Source organism: Leucothrix mucor DSM 2157, from assembly GCF_000419525.1.
Lineage (GTDB): Bacteria > Pseudomonadota > Gammaproteobacteria > Thiotrichales > Thiotrichaceae > Leucothrix > Leucothrix mucor.
Window position 1 is genome coordinate 2706038 of sequence record NZ_ATTE01000001.1, and the last position, 23594, is coordinate 2729631.

The window sequence follows — 23594 nt, forward strand, 5'->3', positions numbered from 1 at the left end:
TGTTGTGATGTTTAAACTATGAAAAAATCAGCAATCCAGTTTGCGCTTTATCTGCACAAGCATCCAACACACGGAATGGAGCAATGGCGCCTAATACGCGCCTTGCCTCATGGTATGTCGGAGCTACTGCAAACGACTGCCTCGGCCCGCAAACGTGCCGAACTAGCCGAGAGCATGGGGATTGATGAACAGATTATTCAAGATGCTTTCCTAGGTTTCTTGAAGCTGGTAATGGCGGATCACGAAAAAAGCCCATACAGAGGTCTCGCAACTCGTGAACAAGCCAGTCTGGACACATGCAAGCGCCATAAACGCCTGCTACAAAACATTTTTCATCCAGATAAGTTTACGAGCAAGCAAGATCATCCGCATTTACAACAAATACAACAGTCATTTGATAAGATTCTAGCAATGCAAACATCACCTACAGACCAACCTAAGCCTGCCCAAAGCGCTCATGAAGAGCAAGACTACGCTATGAATTCTGACTTTAGAGTCCATCATGGCCCTAGACCAAATAGCAATTACCGCAGATCTCAGCAGAAGAAGCAGATCAACTATGTTTTATTTGCTGGAGTGATGGGCTTAGTACTCGTCGGGTTTATGATTGTGTTGCTGGTACCTTCGACTCCACAAGCAATTGTGCGTCAGGACATTGTCTCACTGCCGCTTGATGAAACAACTAACCAACAAATGACTGAGAGCGCTACGACGATTCGTACCGTGTCATCTCAATCAAAAGTGACTATTGACAACACTAGTAATGCAAAAGGTGTAAACCGCATTCAGTTGTTACTTAATGACTTTGAAAAGGCGTTAGAGGGTAACTTAATTCAAGAGCTGCAGGCCAACAATAGCCTACCTCAATCCTCTAAACAAATATTGGATCTATTTGCTTCGGCCACACAGAAAAAAGTTTTCCTGCATAACTTTACCTGGAAAGTAACACCTGATGGTTTCTATGGTGACGGTGAGTTTCTGACTCGATTTGAGTTCAGCGATGAGCAACAATGGCTGACTCGCACCGGAAAATGCAATATCACTTTAGCCGACAATGGTGAAAAACTAATTATTCGTCAGTTCCACTTCGAAGATAACCTTCACTAAGCAAGCATCGTGAATCCAACTGAAGAGTTAACTACACCCAGCACTCCTCCTGTAACACGCATTGCTGAAGTTGATCTTACTGAGGCACAGACACTATTAAATCGATATCAGTTGCACTTAAATGTCGTTGATATCAATCAGGCCATCCCTGGTAGCTTCTGGGGCGATGAAGAAGCTGGCCTTATCGCTGACCAACTCTATATAAGACCTGACACCCCTCTCCACTCTCTATTACATGAAGCCTGTCACTACATCTGCATGGACAACAAACGTCGCTCACAGCTCCATACAAATGCTGGTGGCACATCTGATGAAGAAAATGCCGTGTGCTATTTACAAATCTTACTATCTGATCATTTCACTCAATTTAGTAAAGCTAAAATGATGCAGGATATGAATAGCTGGGGTTATAACTTTATGCTTGGTTCTAGCGAGGCTTGGTTTAAGGAAGATGCAGAAGATGCCAGACAGTGGCTTATCAAACACAAACTAATTAACGCAGCTAACCAACCCAGCTACCAGCTACGCGATTAAGCAAAACCTAAGAAATTTCCACAAAAAAAAGCCCGATCTGCATATTGCCGATCGGGCTTTTTTATTAAGCGATGCTTTAAAAATCTACACTCTCAAAGCGATATTTCCACGAGCAATACCAATACATCCAGATCGAACCACCTCGATGATAATCTGATCTCGCATCGCAACGATAAAGGCATCAAGCTTATCGCCTTCACCAGACACTTCAATAGTGAACGTGCGATTACTCAGGTCAATAATCTTGCCTCTGAAGATATCTGCGATCTGCTTGATTGAAGTGATTGCATCAGCATGCTTTGCTTCCACTTTAATCAACATCATTTCACGCTCAATATACTTGTGCTCAGACAAGTCAGAAACCTTCACAACCTCAATCAACTTGTTCAGCTGCTTCAGAATCTGCTCAATGATTTGCTCACTGCCACGAGTGACCAGTGTCAAGCGCGACAGGCTGTCATCATCTGTCGGAGCAACAGAGAGAGACTCAATATTATAGCCACGAGCTGAAAACAGACCGACAACTCTAGATAAAGCACCCGACTCATTTTCCATTAAAACTGAAATTACATGTCGCATATTTATACCAAAATCATTTCATTTTGACCTGCACCGGCAGGAATCATCGGATAAACATTTTCTTCAGGATTAGTTAGGAAATCCAGGAAGTATAAACGCTGCTTATTTTCAATGGCTTCTTTCAGAGCACCTTCAACATCAGCCGGATCTTTGATCTGCAAGCCAACATGACCATAAGCCTCTGCCAACTTAACAAAGTCAGGTAATGACTCCATGTAAGACATTGAATAACGCTTCTGGTAGAAGAATTCCTGCCACTGACGAACCATTCCCAGATAACCATTATTCAAAGAAATAATGTTCAGTGGTAACTGATACTGCAGGCAAGCTGCCAACTCTTGAATACACATCTGGATACTGCCGTCCCCGGTAATACAAGCAACTGTCGCATCCGGATGAGCCAATTGCACACCCATCGCCGATGGCAAACCGAAGCCCATCGTTCCAAGACCACCAGAGTTTATCCAACGGTTAGGCTTATCAAAGCGGTAGTATTGTGCAGCCCACATTTGATGCTGACCAACATCCGAGCAAACATAAGCATCGCCGTGCGTCAGCTTCCAGAGCGTATCAATAACATACTGAGGCGTGATGAGCTCTTTACCTTGATCGTAGTGCAGACAGTCTGTCTTACGCCACTCATTGATCTGATCCCACCACAGTGCATTTGCTTCCTGATCAGGTTTCTCGTCGCGCTTTTTAAGCTCAACCAACAGATCAGTCAACACGCTTTTCACATCACCAACGATTGGGACATCAACTTTCACATTTTTAGAGATTGATGCCGGATCAATATCAACATGAATGATTTTTGCATTCGGGCAGAACTTCTCGATATTACCAGTTACCCGGTCATCGAAGCGTGAACCAATGGCAATAACCAAGTCGGTCTTATGCATCGCCATATTGGCTTCGTAAGTACCGTGCATACCCAACATGCCAACAAACAGCGGATCGGACGCTGGGAACGCACCCAAGCCCATCAGTGTGTTGGTTACAGGGTAATTAAGCATGCGAGCCAGCTCTGTCAGCTCCTCAGAGCCGCCAGAAAGGATTACACCACCACCAGTATAGAAAATCGGTGATTTAGCCTCTAGCAGTGCATCTACCGCGTGACGGATCTGTCGAGGGTTACCCTTAACGTTTGGATTGTATGAACGAATGCTAACCGTCTCAGGGTACTCAAATGCACATTTCTCAACACCGTCAGTGATGTCTTTTGGAATATCGATGAGTACAGGACCAGGACGGCCAGAGTTAGCAATGTAGAATGCTTTCTTGATCGTTGGCGCCAGATCTTCAATCGACTTAACCAAGAAGTTGTGCTTCACGCAAGGACGTGTGATACCGATGATATCCACTTCCTGAAATGCATCATTACCAATCAGTGCACGAGGTACTTGACCCGTGAATACCACCAATGGAACGGAATCCATATAAGCGTCAGCAATACCGGTGACAGCGTTAGTTGCACCCGGACCAGACGTTACAATCGCCACCCCAACTTTGTTAGTTGATTTGGCATAGCCTTCTGCAGCATGGATCGCTGCCTGCTCATGACGTACGAGGATATGATTAATGTCACCAGCGGCTTTATCCAGTTCATCATACAAAAACAGAACTGCTCCACCTGGATAGCCAAAAATGGTATCTACGCCCTCTGCCTTGAGACTCTCAACGAAAATCTTGGCTCCGGATAATTCCACTTGCTCTCTCCCGATATAAATGCAAAGGATTGCGGCTAGGGTAGGATTAAAAATCTTGGATCTATGCCTGCAAAGGTCAAGCATAATAATATGAATTTACTTTTAAATCATCCCCGCAATATGGATAGTTTAAAAGTTCATACTCAGAATACAAAAAAGGCCCGCATTAAATAAATAATGCGAGCCTTAGAATGTGGTGGCTACACCGGGATTCGAACCTGGGACCCCATCATTATGAGTGATGTGCTCTAACCAACTGAGCTATGTAGCCGTTCAAATAATCGAGGATGCGAAATATATAGATATCTCAAATCACTGTCAACTACATTTATACATTAAATCTAAAATGAACCACATCACCTTCTTTCATGATGTATTCTTTGCCTTCAAGACGCCATTTTCCAGCATCTTTCGCACCAGCTTCACCCTTACAAGCGATGAAGTCATCATAGCCAACCACCTCTGCGCGAATGAAGCCACGCTCGAAGTCTGTATGGATACGTCCGGCACCCTGTGGCGCTGTAGCACCCACAGCAACCGTCCAGGCACGAACTTCTTTAACACCAGCAGTAAAGAACGTCTGAAGGTTAAGCATGCTGTATCCAGCACGAATAACACGATTCAAACCAGGCTCTTCCAAGCCCAGATCAGCTAAGAACTCTTTCTGATCTTCTTCTTCCAACTGTGACAACTCTTCCTCAATCGCCGCACAGACGACGACCAATTCAGCCCCCTCTTTATCCGCAAGCTCACGCAACGCATCAAGGTATGGGTTATTTTCAAAGCCATCATCATCCACGTTAGCGATAAACAACAAAGGCTTAATCGTGATCAGGTGAATTTCTCTAAGTAGCTTGGATTCGTCATCGCTCAGCTCGAAACTTCTTGCTGGCAAACCTTCACCCAAATGCTCATATAGACGATCTAACAATTCTTTTTGAGCAACCGCATCCTTATTACCAGAACGGGTGTTCTTAGCCACACGAATCAACGCACGCTCAACAGAATCCATATCTGCCAGCGCAAGCTCGGTATTGATTGTCTCAACATCTGATAACGGGTCAACTTTTCCACTTACATGGATAATGTCATCGTTATCAAAACAACGCACAACATGCGCAATAGCATCGGTTTCACGGATATGCGACAGGAATTTATTTCCTAAACCTTCACCTTGAGAGGCGCCGGCAACCAGGCCTGCAATATCTACAAACTCCATGGTCGTTGGAATGACGCGCTCTTTCGGCTTAACAATATCAGCTAACGCCTGCAGCCGTAAGTCCGGCACCGGCACGATGCCGACGTTTGGCTCGATCGTACAAAACGGATAATTTTCTGCCTGAATGCCTGCTTTTGTCAGCGCATTAAACAGAGTCGATTTACCGACGTTTGGCAAACCTACAATTCCACACTTAAAACCCATGATAGTTACCTTAACTATTTACTGTGCAGCGTATTCATGACGATTTGCATGTCGCCCTGAACAATCCGCTCTATTTCATCGCAAGCCAAATCAATGCTGCGCATAATCTCAATTTCTTCATTCTGAGTCGGACGTGACAACACATAGTCGACCACTTTATTCCGATCCCCGGGATGACCTATGCCAATTCTTAGCCGCCAATAGTCCGCCCCAAGCTGCGCATGCAAATCACGCAAACCATTATGCCCACCATGGCCGCCGCCAAACTTCAGGCGCAATGCACCTGGCGCGATATCCAACTCATCGTGTGCAATTAAAACATCAGTAGGGGAAAACTTGAAGAAAGACATTAATTGCTTCGCAGACAAACCACTGCGATTCATAAATGTCGTCGGCTTGAGCAGCCAAACCGGCATACCGGCAATATCGACTTTGCAGCATTCTCCCGAAAAGCGACTTTCTGTTTTGAAAGTCCCACCATAACGTCGGGCTAATTCGTCGACAAACCAAAACCCGGCATTGTGCCGGGTTTTGTCATACTTCATACCGGGGTTACCCAGACCAGTGATCAGTTTAATGCCTGAACTAGTCATCAATAAGCACCCTGTAATTTTTTAGTGAATTGTAGCAATGGCCAAATCGTGATCTTCGCCGTGTGCCAACTGAACAGACTCAACGCCTTCTGGCAGCTTCAGATCAGAAATATGCAGAGACTCACCTTTCTTCAGATCAACCAAGTCAGCTTCAACGAATTCAGGGATGTCTTTTGGCAAGCAGATTACTTCCAAGTCCATCATTGCACGGAATACAGTACCACCTTCCGTCTTAACACCGTATGCATTCTCTTCATTAGAGAAGTGCAACTGAACAACAACTTTGATCTTCTCATCAGCGTTAACGCGCTGTAAGTCAGCATGCAGAATAACCGGGCGTGCTGGGTGACGTTGCAGGTCACGCAGAACAACTGTCTCTGGCTTGCCATCAACATTCAAAGTGATCAGTGAAGAATAGAACAGCTCTTCCTGAAGGTGACGAACCAACTGGTTCTCTTTCAGGTTTAGGGATACTGGCTCACCAGATCCACCGTACAAAATCGCAGGGATTTTGCCAGTGCGACGTAGGCGGCGGCTCGCACCTTTGCCTTCATCCGTACGCACTTCTGCTTCCAAAGTATATGTATTAGCCATGAGTTACTCCAAGTAACAAAATCGACCCTTAATTGGGTCTAGATAGTAAAAGCGGCTGGATTCGCGACCAAATTCCAACCGCCCGATAAAATTATTCTTGCTCGCCGAACAAATCACTGACCGACTGGTCAAGATTGATATGCTGCATGGTATCAGCCAGTACTTTCGCAACTGAAAGCTGTCTGATTTTGCTGCATTGCTGAGCTTCTGCTGACAAAGGAATTGAGTTAGTTACAACCACCTCATCCAGCATAGAACCATTGATGTTTTTCACCGCAGGACCAGAGAACACAGCGTGTGTTGCATAAGCAACCACTTTAGCAGCGCCCTTCTCTTTCAGAGCAGCAGCTGCGTGACACAATGTGCCTGCAGTATCTGCAAGATCATCAATCAGTACGCAAGTCTTACCCTTTACGTCACCAATGATATTCATCACGGCAGAAACGTTAGGCTCAGGACGACGCTTATCAATGATTGCCAGATCCACATCCCCCACAGACTTTGACAAAGCACGAGCACGAACTACACCACCAACATCCGGTGAAACCACCATCAGGTTGTCGTAGTTCTTGCTCAGGATATCTTCGCGCAGCACACCAGAAGCATAGATATTATCTACTGGTAGGTCGAAGAAGCCTTGAATCTGATCAGAGTGAAGATCAATGGTTAGTACGCGATCGACATGGCTGGTAGCCAGCATGTCTGCCACTAACTTAGCGGAGATCGGTACGCGACGTGAACGCACTCGGCGATCTTGTCTGGCGTAACCGTAGTATGGGATTACTGCTGTGATACGACCTGCTGATGCACGATATAAAGCGTCAACAATAATTAACAGCTCCATTAGGTGATCGTTGGTAGGTGCGCATGTAGGCTGGATCACGAATACATCTTGACCGCGGACATTCTCGAGGATTTCGGCATGAACTTCGCCGTCGCTGAATTGGCCTAATAACATTCGGCCTAGAGGTACGCCAACACAATCTGAAACTTCTTGTGCCAACTGGGGATTCGCGTTACCTGCGAAAATCATCATCCTGTTAATCTCGGACATGATTAGTCTCTTCCTAAATGACAAAAAGTCTGCATATAGCAGACTTTTAATCGGAATTAATGGCTGGGTCGGTAGGGTTCGAACCTACGAATGCCGAGATCAAAACCCGGTGCCTTACCACTTGGCGACGACCCATCAGATAAAACTATTTAACTTTTACTGTACTGATTAATTGCCTCAAACACTGGAGAAGTATTTACTGCTTTAGCAACAAAACCTTTCCATTTACTTGGCATATCTTTCAATACTTTTTCAGCTTCCTCAAAAGAATCAAAACCTGCAAAAATACAACTACCGGTTCCAGTCATTCTAGCTGTCGAAAATTGGTTTAACCAACTTAACGACAAATCCACTTCAGGATGCTGTTCTCTGACGATAACTTCGAAGATGTTTTCGATGTCTGTGTCAGTGAAGTCGCGCATTTTAAGGATGCTCTTGTTTCTTGTCAACACTTCTGATGAAAAAAGTTTTGCTGTTGATACAAAAACTCCGGGATGCAACACCAAAAACCAAATTTCGGGTAAGTCCATTGGCGTTAACTGCTCACCAATACCCTCTGCCCATGCGCTATGACCTGCTACGAACACCGGAACATCAGCGCCTAATGTAACGGCTATACCTAAAAGCTCGTCTGTAGAGAGATGACATTCCCACAAGGCATTTAATCCAAGTAAGGTTGTCGCCGCATCGGAACTACCTCCCCCAATCCCGCCACCAACTGGCAACCGCTTAACAACACCGACATCTGCACCATAGGTGGTGCCAGTATAATTTTTAAGGGCCTGAGCAGCCTTCACAATCAAATCATCGGAGGGCTCAACCTCTGCCAAGCCCTCCGTACGCCGAATTACACCATCATCACGACGTAATAACGTCACCTCATCCGAATAATCCAGCAATTGAAAAATCGTTTGCAGATTATGATAACCATCATCACGCACACCTGTAATGTGCAGAAACAAGTTTAACTTAGCGGGTGCCGGTAACGTCCAAATCATACTTAACGAATTTTCCAGTTTCTGGGTAATACCCTTACGTTCACCTGATCTTGGGTTCGCGCAATATTGACCTTACCTGGTAGTGCCGCAAAGTCATTGCCGTCATAGTTATCATAATCAATAACCCAGCCGGCTTGTGTAATCTGTGTTGGGCGACCTTGCGCATCCAACTTCACTTGGCCTACAGGGTACTGCGGAGCCATCACACCACGAATCCAGTAAGGCATACCATTCACTGGCATCTTCACTCGCAACTGCTGCTCAAGGAGGCGCTCAGCGTCGGTGCCGTCATGTACTTTGCCTTGAGACTTCAATACCGCTTTGCCCGGGCTTTGCTCAAGCACTGCGACTAACGTTCCGGTAATTGGGTTTTGAATCTGTAGTACATACTGCTGCTTATTCTTCTGCTGCCAATTCAGGCCGAACGTCCAGCCGTCACCTTTAAAGCGTAGCGCTGCACGACCACTCATATCCCAAGACTGCATGGCATTCATGGTCTGCTGACGTCGCTCCCAAGGGTTCGCAACGGGCTTGGTCGGAGTTGGTTTGCTGATAACTGAGGACGGTGCCTGATTGGCGCGCTGGGTCGAACAGCCAGCCAGTACAGTACCTACTAGTACTGCTAACACTAGTTTATTGAATTGATTCATAGCGTATTGCCTTCCGTGGTTATTTTAATAATGTTGGTGACGAGGTCACTGCCCGCATTATATATCGATTATTTTTTTCTGCACCGACTTAAGCGAAGGATCTTCCGGATATTGCTGGATCATCCTTGCCAGCAATTCACGAGCCTCCTGCTGTTGCCCCTGAGTCAGTAATACTTCAATCAGGTGACTCGCTATCTCAGGGTCTTCAGTTTCAGAATACGCGTTAAGTAGCAGCGCAGCAGCATCGGCCACTTTGCCTTGCCGGAAATACAACCAGCCTAAACTGTCTTTAATTGAGGGATCATTCGGACGAAGGTCATGTGCTTTTTGAATATAGCCGGCTGCCTCGGCCAGGCGATCTGTTTTTTCAAGCAACATAAAGCCCAGCGCATTCAAAGCATCCGCATGCTTTAAATCGACCTGAATAATGGCAGTGAGTAATTGCTCTGCTCTATCGACATTGCCCAAGTGCTGAGTCACTACGGCATATTCATAATTCAGCTGAATATTGCCGGGGATAATGCGATAAGCCTTCTCATAAGCCACTACCGATGATGCATAATCTTTGTATTTAGCTAATAGCTCAGCCTCCAAACGCCAGAATAAGAATGCCTGATCAGCTGTTTCAACGACATTCCTTTGCGAAGCCAACCAATCTTTAGCAACATCCAAACTATACTGCTCAACTAATAGCTCTGAAATACGGCGCTGCGCACTGCTATAAAACTCACCCTGTTCTACTGCGCCATATTCACGTAATGCCGCATCCATATCATGGCGACTTTCATAGATCTCTGCCAAAAAATGATGCGCCAAACTTTGATAATCAGGATCTTCCATCAAACGCTGAGCATGCTTTTCCGCTTGGACAAATTGGTCATTAGCAATATGCATCGCCACCAATGATTTCAGCACTTCAAAGTTTTCTGGCGAATTCTGATGAATTGCTTCTAACTGATTAATCGCACCGGCTTCATCGTCATTCATCATTAACAAGCGCGCAAACTCTAAGCGCACCACATCAGAAACACCTGACTGCTCGGTCAACTGCTGCATCGCTGCGACAGCTTGCTTGTAATTACCCAGTTTATAGAGTGTTTTACTTTCCAGAACTTCAGCGTGGCTCTGCTCTTCGGCGCTCAATTCGCCGCCACCTAAAGCTTTAAGGCGTTGTAAAGTACTTTGATAATCTTGGTTTTCGAAGGATAAATCCGCGAGCTTCAGGTGTGCAGATGGGGTGTCATTGTAAAGCTTCACGTAAGTTTCAAACGCTTGGAATGCCTTACCCTTATGAGACTCAAGCGAAATCAGTGATGTTAGAAAGCTTAAGCCATCGTGCTCGCCTGCAGTGATCAACTCATGAATGTTGTTCAGCTGCTCTGCTGCTTCTGTGTATTGCTCATCTCTTAACAGGAGTAATGCCAAGTATTGACGCGCTTCAACTTCTGCGCCGCCTAAGCTAACCCATTGCTTAGCACTAAAGATCGCCTGTTTGGTATATTCTGTTTGCGCGGCGGTTTCAGTGGCAACTCGGGCTAGAGCTTCATCTGTATTACCGATCAGCACTTCAGCAAAGTGCATGGTTGCACTGACATCATCGCCCTGCAGCCGATACATTTCTGCCACCATCGTGTGATACATTTTTTCACTGGGAGACGCTGATTCGCCGACCCGCACAGCCGCAACGACCTCTTCGGCCTGCGTATTTGCAATCAGCGGGTGCTCTGAATCTTTGCACGCTACTAATGAAGACAGGATGCCAAGCACTATCGACAGGGACAGATTGCGGACGAGAAATTTTTTCTTCATTACCATCACTCTAACATCCGGGGGTTCGATTTGTAATTCTCATGTTTCTACCTTAAAGCCTATTATAAAACCAGCCGCATTGCATGAAGTGGTGAAAAAATCTGCTAACCGGAACGGAATAAACAGCCTTATAACAAAGTCTTCTTGTATTCCGTTAACGCCTGACAGAGAATCTACCTCCTGAAAATTTGCAATAAATACTACTAGTATGTCGATTGTTGTTATTGGAATAAACCATAAAACTGCTCCTATCTCAATTCGCGAGAAAGTTGCGTTTTCCGATCAACAATTAAACGACACGCTTAGTGCGGATTTGGCTATCTTTGATGAAAAGCTAATCCTCTCCACCTGCAACCGCACTGAAGTCTATGCTAGTGTTCAGGATGATACCTCAGCTGAGTCACTCACCGATTGGTATGCGGAACAGCACAACATCGATAAGAAACAACTGCGCCCTTACGTGTATCAACTCTCAGATTCCGATGCTATCCGTCATACCTTTCGGGTTGCCAGTGGCCTCGACTCCATGGTACTCGGTGAACCACAAATTCTGGGCCAATTAAAAGATGCACTCAAAGCTGCCAGCGACCATAAAGCAACCGGCAGTAAACTAACACGCTTGATGCAACATGCATTTCTCGCAGCAAAGCGAGTGCGTACAGAAACTGATATCGGTTCAAACCCTGTCTCAGTCGCGTATGCGGCAGTTAGTTTAGCACGCCAAATTTTCGGTGACCTGAACAAACAAACCGCTTTACTGATTGGTGCCGGTGAAACGATCGAATTAGTAGGTAGGCATTTACGAGGCGCAGGCATTAAACGCGTTATTATTGCCAACCGCAGCTTAGAGAATGCAAAGACACTCGCAATGACGCTTGATGCGGAGTGTATCGGGCTTTCTGATATCGGTAACTATCTGCAATTTGCGGATATTGTCATTTCATCAACCGCCTCCCCTATCCCCGTGATTGGTAAAGGTAGCGTTGAAAAAGCACTCAAGCAGCGTAAGCACAACCCTATTTTCATGGTCGATATTGCTGTTCCTCGCGATATCGAAGCGGAAGTGGGTGATCTTAATGATGTGTACTTGTATACCGTCGATGATCTGAAGTCAGTGGTTGATCAAAACATTGATGCCAGACGACGTGCCGCTGATAAAGCGGAAATAATGATCAGCGAAGAAACCAATAACTTTAATCGCTGGCTTAACGCTCAACAGCAGATCAAGCTGATCAAACAATACCGACAACAGCTCGAAGAAACTAAGCAAGATACCTTAAAAAAAGCACTGCAGCGATTGAAAAATGGCAAATCGCCGGAGGAAGCGCTACAATTTCTGGCGCATAGACTCACTAATAAGCTGGGTCACCTACCGACACAAGCGATGAATCACGCGGCACACGCCGGTGATATCGAGCTACTAAGTGCTGCAAGCAATTTACTGGGCTTAGATGACCCAGCCTCTGAATTCAAAGAAGACTAACTGTGAAACCATCAATTCTGAATAAACTTGAAAACCTCAGCGAACGTTATGCTGAGATTGCAATTTTGCTCTCTGAAAACGAGATTATTTCTGATCAGGATAGGTTCCGTAAGTTATCCATGGAATACAGCCAGCTTGAGCCGGTTGTCGCTGAATATGAGCGCTATCTAAGAACAATCGATGATCAAAAAACAGCGAAAGAAATGCTGGATGATCCCGAAATGCGCGAAATGGCACAAGAAGAACTGCAAATTGCTAATGATGCGCTAGAAGAAATTGAAACCTCTTTGCAATTACTCCTGCTGCCTAAAGACCCGAACGATGACAGCAATATCTTCCTGGAAGTCCGTGCAGGTACCGGTGGAGATGAGGCTGCAATTTTTGCTGGCGACCTTTTCCGCATGTATACACGTTATGCTGAAATCCGAGGCTGGCAAACTGAAATCATCAGCCAAAACCAAGGCGAGCACGGCGGTTATAAAGAAGCAGTCATCCGCATTATTGGCAATGGCGCTTACTCCCGACTGAAATTTGAATCAGGCGCTCATCGAGTGCAACGAGTACCAGAGACCGAATCTCAAGGCCGTGTACATACCTCTGCGGCTACCGTAGCAGTATTACCAGAAGTCGATGCAGTGAGCGCACGTGAAATTAAAAGTGGCGATATTCGGGTTGATACATTCCGGGCCTCCGGCGCGGGTGGCCAGCACGTTAACAAAACGGATTCTGCCATTCGAATTACTCACCTACCGACTGGCATCGTAGTTGAGTGTCAGGATGAGCGTTCACAACATAAAAACCGTGCTCGTGCTATGTCCTTATTACAATCTCGTATATTAGAAGGCGAACGCAAAGTTCAGGATGCTGAACAGGCTGAGGCTCGCCGTAGCTTAGTGGGTAGCGGTGATCGCTCAGAGCGTATCCGTACCTACAACTACCCTCAAAGCCGGGTGACTGACCACCGAATCAACTTAACATTGTATAAGTTGGATGAGGTTATTGCTGGCGCATTGGACTCGGTCATCGATCCCCTAATCAGCGAATATCAGGCTGATCAATTGGCGGCAATGGCAGCGCAGGGTTAATCTGAGTGCGCATCGATGTTCTGCTGCAATCAGCAACTGAAACACTCAAAGACAGCAGCTCATCCGCTCGCTTAGATGCAGAGATATTACTCGCGCACGCTCTTCAGAAAGATCGCAGCTATTTATATGCCTGGCCAGAAGTCGAACCTTTAGCCATTCAGGTAATGCACTTTGAGGAGATGCTAGCGCAACGTTTAGAGCATTACCCCGTTGCTTACAGCGTTGGCTATCAGGAGTTTTGGTCGTTAAAACTGAAAGTGTCGCCGGATGTATTAATTCCGCGAGGCGATACTGAGCTACTAGTAGAGACGACATTAGAGAAACTTCAAGGTATTGAAGCACCGAAAATATTGGAGCTGGGAACTGGTTCTGGGGCCATTTCGCTTGCTTTGGCAACCGAAAGACCTGATGCGATTATTGTTGCTACTGACCTCTCAGCAGCAGCTCTGGAGATTGCGACAGAAAACCAGCAGTCACTGGGTATTAACAACATCAGCTTTTTACGCTCAGATTGGTTTAATGCTGTAGAGTCAATGCAGTACGACTTAATCATATCCAACCCGCCGTACATTGATCCGGAAGACGCACACTTAAGTACTGGCATTCGCCATGAGCCGCTGACTGCGCTAACAGCTCCTGATAAAGGTTTAGCTGACCTAAAAGCAATTATCCAAGCGGCTATTCCTTACCTTAGCCCAAATGGTTGGCTAATGCTGGAGCATGGTTATGATCAGGGTATGGCTGTTTCATCACTACTTCAACACCACAATTACCGGAATATCTCCTGCCTAAGCGATCTTGCGGGAAATGACCGAATCAATATCGGCCAATCCCCGTCAAACTAAACACTCAACACAGACTTATTTCCAGCAGGTATCTCTGGAATCATTGGTATATTCGGTGTCAGTACTGCTTTTTGCAAATCGGGCTCCGGTATTCGTAATCAGAAACTCCTGACAAGATGAGTCACTAGCCTGTCCGCCCGTTGATTTCGGCACCGCCTTGATCGCATAGCTAACACAAGGGTCAGTATTGTTACCCGCACAGGTCCCGCCGCCACTATCAGTCGCTGACATGGTAACGCTGTAATAGCCATTCTCGGTCGTTAGTGTTGCAGCACTCATACTTAAACCGCCGCTGGCAGAGGTACCATTCAACTGCTTTGCATAGCTCAGATTTTGAACGTAATAACTCTCCTGAAGCTGAGCAACTTTTAGTAGCTCCACCTTCGCATCTGTTCGTTTACTCTTCTGAACATAAGCCATATAGGACGGCACGGTTATGGCACTGAGAATTCCCAGTATCGCCACCGTGATCATCAATTCTATCAGTGTAAAACCCTGGTCTTTTTGTCGACTAAACACGCTATCACCTTTTTATTATTATTCATTTACCCAGTAGACCTTAGGCAAGAAATCACCTAGGTCAACATTGCCATCGACGGTATTTTCATCCACTAATGGCAGCAGGCTTTTTCCGACACGGATATCAACATATTGATTACAGCCTTCTGTTGTACAGTTACTTGGCTCATTAAAGACCAACTGTGGCGAATCTAAAATATCACCATGTGAAATTACTGCATATTCATCAGCAGCAGTCACAACGCCATCATCATCCAGATCTACCGTTGGCGACGCTGTCATCAGATCTAATACGTAGGCCTGTGTTTGTGTTGATGTCAGGCTGGTACAACTATCTCCGACACCTGTTGATGTCACAGTATCGGTTTTAGTAAATGTCGTGAAAATGATCTTATTCAGGAATGTTACTGCCGAAGCTAAAACCTTTTCACCATGCCCTACGGTTAAGTCTTTATACCAACCTTTATGCGTTGTGGTGAGGAAGTCGTTACCTGCCAATGTAACCGAAGAGATCAGATCGGAATCTGTCAGTGCTGCAGGCGCAGTTTCCGGAATATTCAGAACATTTTCATCATACAAAACATAGAAGCGATCACTGATACTGGTATTCATTGGATGAGAGCGATAGCCACTACCTATCGACAACACCAATACATAGCGACCGTTATGCTTGAAGAAGGCTACATCAGGCTCATAGAAAAACTTTCTATAATCCGACCCTGTACCACCAAGACTAGCAAGTTTACTAACCCGTGCATCATTGGTTACATCATACAAGCTGGCATCACTATCAACATCATCAGCGTTTAGATCTGCACGCCAGATATTACCGCCGGTATCACCGAAGTAAAGGCGATCAATTGAGCCATTATTATCCATGTCCAATACACGGATATTACCCGGCACACTATGCTGTAAATTACCACCGGTGTAGGACCAAATCAGAGCACCAGTAGTAGCATTTACAATATAAACACCATTTCCTTTGGTAGTAGACAGTGCCGTACGAGCCGATAAAGTCTCTTCATCTACACGGCTGTCATATCCACCACCGAACACTAGGACATCATCCAGCACAACGCTTCCCGATTTCTTGTAACGTAGCTTACCCAGCACTGGCTTTGACCAACTCTCACCTAACTGGCTAAAATCACCCGTATTCTCAATTTTCCACAGCAGGCTAGGATTATCAGGATTAGAGATATTGAGCGCGTAATAAGCATTTCCACCCCGGCGCAGACCAAAGTATAAGTAGGCCGTATCACCGTCGGCAGTATCTACCTTGCCGTTTTTGTTTTTGTCATTCACCCAAACAGTTATTGTTCCATCGACACCATAAATGCGCTTCAGAGGACCGGTTAGCTCAGTATTCTTCAATAAACCATCAATATTTTTTAATAGCGAACTTGGCATATAGGCAAACTTTTCGGTGCCACCTGCGCCAGCAACACTGCTGTCACTAGCATCAATTGCATGCAAATAACCTTCGTTAGTACCAAAGAACAACACCTGCTGATTGGTGTATGACACAACCGTTGGCTTACTGTGGAGAATATCCCCCATCTCGCCACGTGCGGTCACACCATCCGCTTCATAACCCTGAATATACGAGATTAGTTGATTCTGGTAAGCATCTGCCATGCTCGAATCGCCCAGCTGAGCCTTGCTCACATTGGAAGCATTTAAGGCAACCAAACCAGTGGTATTTTCCGTCAGCAGATTTCGAGAAGCAGGATCAATACGATTCGCAAAGCCACCCGAGGTAACGGGATTGGAATCAACATCTACTGAAGTTGTCTCAGTCCAGAAATCAACTGCGGCGGCTTTCAGAACACCTTGACCATCAATCGCTAAAGCGCCCGTTCTATCAATAATTTCACCGGATGCATTTAACTTAAACTTTTTAATATTACCTTTCCAACCTGGAAGGCTACTGTTTTCAAACAATGGCAAGTAGATGTCATTGCTATGTGCCAGCAAGGAATCAGTATCAACAGTATAAACCGGCGCAGCAAAGCTTCTTGCTGTAGCGGTGACACTTTCAATAATTGATTTAAAGGCTGTAATCAAACTGTCTGTACCAGACGCTGGGAAGTAACTTCCGCCACCACTGCTAGCCAGACTTTTCAAGTAGTTCTCAGCTTCAGGATTACTTTCAACACCAAAACCAACCGTGTAAGTATTGATGACATTATCACCATCAACAGAATCACTTTGATCCATGGTTGCCAAGAACTCAGCTAGCTCAGGGCCGCAGCGTCCATCGGCCAATGAATTGTCGGCTGTTTCTGGCAATGCCTGACCGGCAATCGGCGCACAATCAGCGATTCGGCTAATTAACGTTTTAACGCTGGCTCTAGTCGCATCCGTATCAGAATCATTATTAACAAATGGCTGACCGTCACTGAGCAACACAATCGCGTTACTCTGACATTGGTTTGTCATGGGTGAAACATAGGTGGCATTAGCTACAATAGTCGCGTCATTAGCCACTTCATCACATTGAAACCGCTCACGATCACAACTAGTAACGTCAGTTGGTATAATGCAATTGAAATAGCTATTGGTGTTACAGCTGCTGGTCGTCGTACCTAAGCAAGCACCACTTTCAGGGTGACGGCCTCCATTACAAGTATTCGTGCAGTTCTCATAGCTTACTGCTGAACAACTGGTATAAGCAGGGTTAGACGCCAAGCAATCAGCCTCTGTTGCTTCATTACAGCTATAAGACCAGTCTTGAGTGGTTGTCGTACAGTTAGTACCGAGATAACAGCTCGTATCGCCTGTTGGACAAGTTCCGGTACCCGTAATCGACAGACAGTTAGCACCACAATCAGGCGTGTTACAGGTACGCGTATTCCCCGTGAGTCTTTCACTGAGATCAGAAATAATAGTACCTGAATAAGATGACGGGTGAGCTGCCTGTATTTTCTCAGGGCTGGCACTCCCCCAAACCGGAGCTTCGCCCCTGAAATACAAGGCTGCCTCATAATAGGCATCAACGATTGGTGTTGAACCATTAGCCGTCCAACTTGCTAAAATCTGTGGTAAGAAAGTACGAACAGTGTCCCCTGCCGCAGGATTAGGCAAGCGATCCTGGTCCAGATCGAAATATCCAGCCGTTGCACCATCATTCATGGAAGCTGGAAGTAAATTAGACAACATAATAGGCGTTGCTTCGTCATCAATCGGTGAGACTGGAAACGAGATACCGTGAGGATAGGGATTAGAACCAGTGCTATTCGGGTTATAACCGCTTGAATGACTGTAAGAAGTCATCGTCTGATTACTAAAGCCCATCAGACCAATACTTAAATTCTTGATATCAGGATCAGACACCACGGCATTAAAAGCCGCACTCAATGATGAGATTCGTGTATCAGGGCCCGAGCCAATCTGAGTATTCATACTGCCGGACTGGTCGAGCAAAAACAGGATATTTGGCTTACTGGGAGGTATTTCATCAGAAAATATTTCAATATCTTCCGCAAACGCTCCTCCCATGAGCAATACACCAGTCATCGCAAGCAACATTGAACTTACATATTTCAAGGCTCTTTGATAATACATTACTGTCTTCCTGTTTGTTTTTATTATGCAGCCCGCAAACCGGACTTAATTTCTATCTGTTTTAATTACTAACCGTAGCATTTAATGGCGGCACATAAACGGCCACACCCATAACATGCTTGGCTTTAGCACCGGTTCCCTTTAAACGAGACTCAGCATCAATCTGATATAGCTGGCAAGTTACACCACCTGCTGAGGCAGACGCGCTGGTTGACATAGCAACACCAGTAACTGCAGGGCAAGCACTATAACCAACATAGCCAACACTCGCACTAGAGCTCAAACTACCACCGGTTACAGCCTCATTAGGCAGATCAGCCGCAGGTACCGCTTTATTTCTACCTGGCGTGTTGATCGCCGCCTGATTGATATAATTCATATTAGCCGTACGGCTCAGAGTCGATTCCACACCCTGAAATACCATCATTGAAGCAATACTATTGCCGGCAATTTGCGTGTTGATATTAGCAAGTTTTACCGAACCGACACTTAACACTGTCAAGATCAACAAAATCGCTAAGGCCCACAGCAGGACCACACCGCGCTGTTGCTTGTAACCCGGCCCCCTGCCTTGATAACTTAACTGACTCATCCATAACTCCTATAAGGTGACATTGCGCAAGCGAATGGTAGTAGTGAAAACTGCGCGTAGATAGCGATCATTCGTATTGATAATCGCATCCTCAGATAAACGATAACTACGTGCTTCATTCGCCACAGCAATAGGACGTAGAGAACGGACGAGTACTGCAATATTAACGCTCACCACACTACCCCAGCTGGTCACATTGGCGGAGCTTACATAACGATCCGGCGTACCATCGGCATTGTTATCCTCGCCATAAGTGAGCTGAAGGTTTTCAACACCTTGAGCAATTGTCTGAGCCGCAGTATTTCGTGAACCGCTACACCGTAGTTCAGGAACACCCGCAGCGTCTGGAGCAACATAAAAATAGTTATAAATTCTTGCCGCTGCACTGGTTGCACCGCTACCCATACGACAGCTAGCAGGTAACTGAACTGCACCACAGTCAGTATTAAGCAGATCATCACCCAAATAGATCACACCAACCGTGTCGCCATAAGCCGTATTATTGGCCATCGGCGAGAACATACTGGTATCCAGCACATTATCACTACCGTCACTGCATGATGAATTAGCCACCGCTGACGTAATAAATACTTCACTAGTCGGCGCTGCTGATGTTGAGGAGTAGCCAGTATGCTGAATAACTTCCGTCAGCTGCTCCAATATGGCTCGTCCATTATCCTGCAAGAGGGATAACTCATTGGTAGTAATATTGGAACGCTTGTTGCCTAGATAAACAGATGAAATACCGACAATAATAAACAGACCGATAATCATTGCGACCATCAGCTCAAGTAAAGATAGGCCCGCTTGGCGTTTAGGAGATCGCATCATGTCATTCTCCAATGAGCGTATTAATGGTCATCGTACGGTCGGAAACACTTGCTCCGCCTTCCTCATCGCCTAGCGTCTGTTCTTGCCAGTCAAGCTGCAGCGTGACGCCTTCACGACAGGTCGTCGCGCAACTCACTCGCAAACGACTATTACTCAAGTCAGCATTCATGCCACCTGGCGACGTACCAACACTGCCACAATAAGCACTGAATAAATCATAATTTGCCAACTGTTCAGAGCTGCAATTAGCTGTCGTCGCACTGCAGTCAGCCGCAGGTGCCGCATTACAGTTAAGCAGATTACTATCAAAAACGTAATTGGTTGCAATCACACCTTGCGGATTGGCGCGCAAACGCTCTAGCAAAGATTGGATATGGTGAGCGGCTTTATTTTTAGAATAGGATTGCTGATTACCTTTAAGGCCAACCAGCTGCATTCCTGCAACGCCTAGTAAACCGATACTGACAATCAGTACGGCAACTAACATTTCTATAAGACTGAAGCCTTTTTCTGTCCGTGACACATGCATTAGATACGGCAGCCTCTATTGTTTTTATATACGGCAAAGTATTAAGCATCGGTGGTATTTCAGTGAGAAACAGCCCGAAAACTTCTATTAATTTCGGACAATTGTAACGACTCAGGCACCTTTAGGGAAAGTACCTCCTATCAGGCCATTAATTAAGCACTGAAAAAAGTGAAGTGCTAACTATTTGAAAAACTAAGTTAAATGAAGGTTTTTTTGGTAAAACTCGATGAGTTTTCCGGTAGCGGGAACGTCGATAGGCTGCCCTTTTTTCCAGACCACTTGTCCGTTAACAATGCTACACACAACCGACGAGCGAAACTCATTCCCATTGAAAATGGTCCAGCCGGCTTCAGAGATCACATCTTCGTTGCGAGCGATAAAAGAATCCTGCAAGTCTACCAGCACCAAATCAGCCCAATAGCCTTCACGGATATAGCCACGATCAATCAATCCATAATTTTCCGCAACGGAGTGACTGGTTTTCTCAACAATCAACTCTAGGCTAAAAATCTGATCTTGGTAATGCTCAAGAATTGATGGCAATACAAACTGCGCCTGAGGTAAGCCAGATGGCACATCAAAGTACATGCCCTGCTTTTCATCCCACGGCCAAGGCGTATGACCACTACTAATATGATCAATATTGCCATCCAGCAGCCCCTGCATCAGCGCCGCACGATCAACATCCGTCTTAATGGCAGGCTCATACTTGAGCAAAGAGCCCTTTGCCGCATAATCAGTTTCCGAAAAACTTAGAAAGTGGCTGCATACATCAGAGGAAATAAGCTTCTGATCGCTCTTTTCGCGCTCCAACAAATCTACTTCAGCAGCAGAAGATAAGTTGAGTAAATGCACTCGACAATGATTTTTACTCGCTAACTCCAGCACATGACCGGCCGCCAGCAAGCAAGCATCCTCACTATGAATTTTGTGATGTAAATTAAAGGGAATATCATCCCCATAGATTTGACGATAACTTTCTTCATTGGCCAATACCGTCGGCGCATCTTCAGCATGCACATTGACTAGCACTGGAGATGCCAGCAACACTTCCTCAAGGTACTCAAGGTTATCGATACGATAAGCATCGTCTGGCGTCGACATATTCACCAAAGCACCACAACAGGCCGGCAACTCTAGCTGCGATAGCTCTTTTAAATTGGAGTTACTAACCGGCAGGTAGAAAGAAGTATTTACCACCAATTGACCCGCTGCCTGGTCCTGAAAGCGTTGAATCTGCGCGGCCTCGGTAAATGGCTCAGATAACGCCGGCATCAGCATGACAGAAGTAATACCACCTGCTAGCGCAGCACGGCTTTCTTGTTGCAGGTGTTCGAGTGAGGTATTGGCGGTTACAAAATGATTGTCGATCATTCCCGGCATCAGGTGTTTGCCGGCAGCGTCAATAAATTCGTCAGAAGAAAGGTGACTCAGGTCAGGCGCGATTCGTTGAATACGGCCATCTTGGATAAATACATCCACCTCGCGAATCACGCCTTCATTCACTATCTGTGCATTGCAGATCAGTAATGTCGTCATAGGCTCAGAGGATTTAATGATTAATGATTGCCGGCTCTCTCAAGCTGCTCGAATCGGTAAGGCCATGGATTTTTCTCATCGGCCGAATGCTTCTCAACACTCACTTGCTGCCATTTCAATTCAGTATAGTCGGGAAAAAAGGTATCTCCCTCGAATTTGGCATCAATGTGGGTGAGGTATAACTTATCCGCCATTGGCAATGCTTGCTCATAAAGCTGCTGCCCACCAATAATGAATACTTCAGCTGCGTTTTCATTATCAACATCATCTAAAGCAGCATGAATATTGGCAAACACATCACAGCCAGGCAGTACTAATTCACGATTACGACTCAACACAATATTGCGACGACCGGGTAATGGCTTACCGATAGACTCAAAAGTCTTACGACCCATAATCACCGGACATCCCATTGTACTGCGCTTGAAGTAGGCCAGATCAGCCGGCAAGTGCCAAGGCATCTTACCATCTAATCCAATCACTCTTTTTTCCGCTAAAGCGGCAATCAGTGAAACAATCATTTTACAACGCGTAATGAAGGACGAGAGCTGGGCTTTGGTGGCTCAGGATCTGGGTCCGGCTCGGTCGGTGGCTCAACCTCAGACTCAGGCATCGGCTCAAACATCATGCCTTCACTATTCTCTGCAGCATAGACCGCACGAATGGCATGAATCGGCGCGAAAATCTCAAAAGGCTTTCCACCAAAGCGCGCATTAAAGCTAAGCCACTGATTATCAATCGAGAAATTCTGAACAGCGCTCGGTGAGATATTCAGGATTATACGGCCCTCATCCACATACTGGCGTGGCACCTGAACTTCAGGCACTTCCGCATCAATCAATACGTGAGGAGTGAGGCCATTATCGATAATCCACTCGAAAATAGCTCGCATCAGATAAGGACGGTTCGAAGTCATCATGGGCGTATCGATTTTTCCGCTTCAGTTAATGAGAACTGGAACATTTCACGTGAGAACACGCGATCCATATAACGCATCAACGGTTTTACATCGTTGGCTGGCAAATCAATTCCATACTTAGGCAAGCGCCACAGTACCGGAGCGATAGTGCAATCGACCAATGAAAATTCAGTGCTTAAGAAGTATGGCTTGATGGCAAATACATCAACAGCAGACAATACGCCTTCACGCAAAATACGGCGAGCTTCATCAGCTTTCACTGAATCATCACCATCCATATCACGCAGCAAGCTGTACCAATCTTTTTCAATACGGTACAAGGCTAAACGAGAGTGGGCACGAGTAACCGGATCAACTGGCATCAATGGCGGGTGCGGGAAGCGCTCGTCCAAATATTCCATGATCACACGGGCATCGTACAGCACTAAATCACGATCAATTAAGGTCGGAGCCGTGTTGTAAGGATTCAATTCCGCAAGATCTTCTGGCTTATTATTCGGATCGATCTCTATGATATCTACGGTGATATCTTTTTCGGCCAAAACGATCCTGACTCTATGACTATCCGGACAATCCGGTAGTGTAAATAACGTCATTACAGACCGACGATTGGAAACTGAACTCATTCAAATTCT

At 45.7% G+C, this 23594-nt stretch carries 23 protein-coding genes and 2 tRNA genes; 5 read left to right on the top strand and 20 right to left on the bottom strand.

All coding sequences use genetic code 11. From position 1 onward, the window contains the following. Positions 1-18: 18 nt before the first annotated feature. Positions 19-1107, top strand: coding sequence for a hypothetical protein (locus LEUMU_RS0112170; protein ID WP_040503974.1), 1089 nt, complete (start codon positions 19-21; stop codon positions 1105-1107). Positions 1108-1116: 9 nt separating this feature from the next. Continuing rightward, complete coding sequence (locus LEUMU_RS0112175; protein WP_022952566.1) at positions 1117-1641, top strand: hypothetical protein; 525 nt, start codon at positions 1117-1119, stop codon at positions 1639-1641. 84 nt (positions 1642-1725) lie between these two features. On the opposite strand, the gene ilvN is transcribed toward LEUMU_RS0112175, so the two are convergent. The 11 genes from ilvN to LEUMU_RS0112230 all read right to left on the bottom strand — a co-directional run bounded on the left by ilvN (position 1726) and on the right by LEUMU_RS0112230 (position 11047). Continuing rightward, positions 1726-2220 carry an acetolactate synthase small subunit gene (ilvN, locus tag LEUMU_RS0112180; protein WP_022952567.1) on the bottom strand — a complete coding sequence of 165 codons (495 nt, stop codon included), beginning with the start codon at positions 2218-2220 and terminating at the stop codon, positions 1726-1728. 2 nt (positions 2221-2222) lie between these two features. After that, positions 2223-3926 carry a biosynthetic-type acetolactate synthase large subunit gene (ilvB, locus tag LEUMU_RS0112185; RefSeq protein WP_022952568.1) on the bottom strand — a complete coding sequence of 568 codons (1704 nt, stop codon included), beginning with the start codon at positions 3924-3926 and terminating at the stop codon, positions 2223-2225. A 194-nt stretch (positions 3927-4120) separates the two neighbouring features. Beyond that, positions 4121-4197 (bottom strand) — tRNA-Met (locus tag LEUMU_RS0112190). Between the two features lie 57 nt (positions 4198-4254). Continuing rightward, positions 4255-5349: a redox-regulated ATPase YchF gene (gene ychF / locus LEUMU_RS0112195; protein ID WP_022952569.1), complete on the bottom strand. Its 1095-nt coding sequence runs from the start codon at positions 5347-5349 to the stop codon at positions 4255-4257. Positions 5350-5363: 14 nt separating this feature from the next. After that, the gene (gene pth, locus LEUMU_RS0112200; protein ID WP_022952570.1) at positions 5364-5942 is read right to left on the bottom strand and encodes an aminoacyl-tRNA hydrolase; all 579 of its coding nucleotides are present in this window, start codon (positions 5940-5942) and stop codon (positions 5364-5366) included. A 21-nt stretch (positions 5943-5963) separates the two neighbouring features. Continuing rightward, positions 5964-6536: a 50S ribosomal protein L25/general stress protein Ctc gene (locus tag LEUMU_RS0112205; RefSeq protein WP_022952571.1), complete on the bottom strand. Its 573-nt coding sequence runs from the start codon at positions 6534-6536 to the stop codon at positions 5964-5966. 91 nt (positions 6537-6627) lie between these two features. Beyond that, the gene (locus LEUMU_RS0112210; RefSeq protein ID WP_022952572.1) at positions 6628-7590 is read right to left on the bottom strand and encodes a ribose-phosphate pyrophosphokinase; all 963 of its coding nucleotides are present in this window, start codon (positions 7588-7590) and stop codon (positions 6628-6630) included. A 60-nt stretch (positions 7591-7650) separates the two neighbouring features. Next, positions 7651-7725: transfer RNA gene (locus LEUMU_RS0112215), tRNA-Gln, on the bottom strand. Positions 7726-7739: 14 nt separating this feature from the next. Next, complete coding sequence (gene ispE, locus LEUMU_RS0112220; RefSeq protein WP_022952573.1) at positions 7740-8588, bottom strand: 4-(cytidine 5'-diphospho)-2-C-methyl-D-erythritol kinase; 849 nt, start codon at positions 8586-8588, stop codon at positions 7740-7742. A 2-nt stretch (positions 8589-8590) separates the two neighbouring features. Further along, a complete protein-coding gene (gene lolB / locus LEUMU_RS0112225) occupies positions 8591-9238 on the bottom strand; it encodes a lipoprotein insertase outer membrane protein LolB (protein WP_022952574.1) in 648 nt (215 codons plus the stop codon). 57 nt (positions 9239-9295) lie between these two features. Then, positions 9296-11047: a tetratricopeptide repeat protein gene (locus tag LEUMU_RS0112230; protein WP_169446419.1), complete on the bottom strand. Its 1752-nt coding sequence runs from the start codon at positions 11045-11047 to the stop codon at positions 9296-9298. A 208-nt stretch (positions 11048-11255) separates the two neighbouring features. Between LEUMU_RS0112230 and hemA the strand changes: the two genes are divergently transcribed. Genes hemA through prmC form a run of 3 tightly spaced genes read left to right on the top strand, consistent with a single transcriptional unit; the run spans position 11256 to position 14460 of the window. Next, positions 11256-12530 (top strand): glutamyl-tRNA reductase, encoded by a 1275-nt coding sequence (gene hemA, locus LEUMU_RS0112235; protein ID WP_022952576.1) that lies wholly within the window; start codon positions 11256-11258, stop codon positions 12528-12530. 2 nt (positions 12531-12532) lie between these two features. Further along, the gene (prfA, locus tag LEUMU_RS0112240; protein ID WP_022952577.1) at positions 12533-13615 is read left to right on the top strand and encodes a peptide chain release factor 1; all 1083 of its coding nucleotides are present in this window, start codon (positions 12533-12535) and stop codon (positions 13613-13615) included. Positions 13616-13620: 5 nt separating this feature from the next. Beyond that, positions 13621-14460: a peptide chain release factor N(5)-glutamine methyltransferase gene (gene prmC, locus LEUMU_RS0112245; protein ID WP_022952578.1), complete on the top strand. Its 840-nt coding sequence runs from the start codon at positions 13621-13623 to the stop codon at positions 14458-14460. A gap of 15 nt (positions 14461-14475) precedes the next feature. On the opposite strand, the gene LEUMU_RS28045 is transcribed toward prmC, so the two are convergent. The 9 genes from LEUMU_RS28045 to LEUMU_RS0112290 all read right to left on the bottom strand — a co-directional run bounded on the left by LEUMU_RS28045 (position 14476) and on the right by LEUMU_RS0112290 (position 23585). Continuing rightward, positions 14476-14979, bottom strand: a complete 504-nt coding sequence (locus tag LEUMU_RS28045; protein WP_022952579.1) for a type IV pilin protein — start codon at positions 14977-14979, stop codon at positions 14476-14478. Positions 14980-14997: 18 nt separating this feature from the next. Further along, on the bottom strand, positions 14998-18549 hold the full coding sequence (locus LEUMU_RS0112255) for a pilus assembly protein (protein WP_022952580.1): 3552 nt from the start codon (positions 18547-18549) through the stop codon (positions 14998-15000). A 61-nt stretch (positions 18550-18610) separates the two neighbouring features. Further along, a complete protein-coding gene (locus tag LEUMU_RS0112260; protein ID WP_026744714.1) occupies positions 18611-19141 on the bottom strand; it encodes a hypothetical protein in 531 nt (176 codons plus the stop codon). Between the two features lie 9 nt (positions 19142-19150). Continuing rightward, on the bottom strand, positions 19151-19972 hold the full coding sequence (locus tag LEUMU_RS28050) for a PilW family protein (RefSeq protein WP_026744715.1): 822 nt from the start codon (positions 19970-19972) through the stop codon (positions 19151-19153). Between the two features lies 1 nt (position 19973). After that, positions 19974-20501, bottom strand: coding sequence for a type IV pilus modification protein PilV (gene pilV, locus LEUMU_RS28055; RefSeq protein ID WP_022952581.1), 528 nt, complete (start codon positions 20499-20501; stop codon positions 19974-19976). Between the two features lie 192 nt (positions 20502-20693). Next, complete coding sequence (locus LEUMU_RS0112275; protein WP_022952582.1) at positions 20694-22040, bottom strand: amidohydrolase family protein; 1347 nt, start codon at positions 22038-22040, stop codon at positions 20694-20696. A 20-nt stretch (positions 22041-22060) separates the two neighbouring features. Then, positions 22061-22561: a type 3 dihydrofolate reductase gene (gene folA / locus LEUMU_RS0112280; RefSeq protein ID WP_022952583.1), complete on the bottom strand. Its 501-nt coding sequence runs from the start codon at positions 22559-22561 to the stop codon at positions 22061-22063. Further along, the gene (locus tag LEUMU_RS0112285; RefSeq protein ID WP_022952584.1) at positions 22558-22959 is read right to left on the bottom strand and encodes a ClpXP protease specificity-enhancing factor; all 402 of its coding nucleotides are present in this window, start codon (positions 22957-22959) and stop codon (positions 22558-22560) included. The genes folA and LEUMU_RS0112285 overlap by 4 nt, the downstream gene beginning before the upstream one ends. Beyond that, the gene (locus tag LEUMU_RS0112290; protein ID WP_022952585.1) at positions 22956-23585 is read right to left on the bottom strand and encodes a glutathione S-transferase N-terminal domain-containing protein; all 630 of its coding nucleotides are present in this window, start codon (positions 23583-23585) and stop codon (positions 22956-22958) included. The genes LEUMU_RS0112285 and LEUMU_RS0112290 overlap by 4 nt, the downstream gene beginning before the upstream one ends. Positions 23586-23594 lie beyond the last annotated feature (9 nt).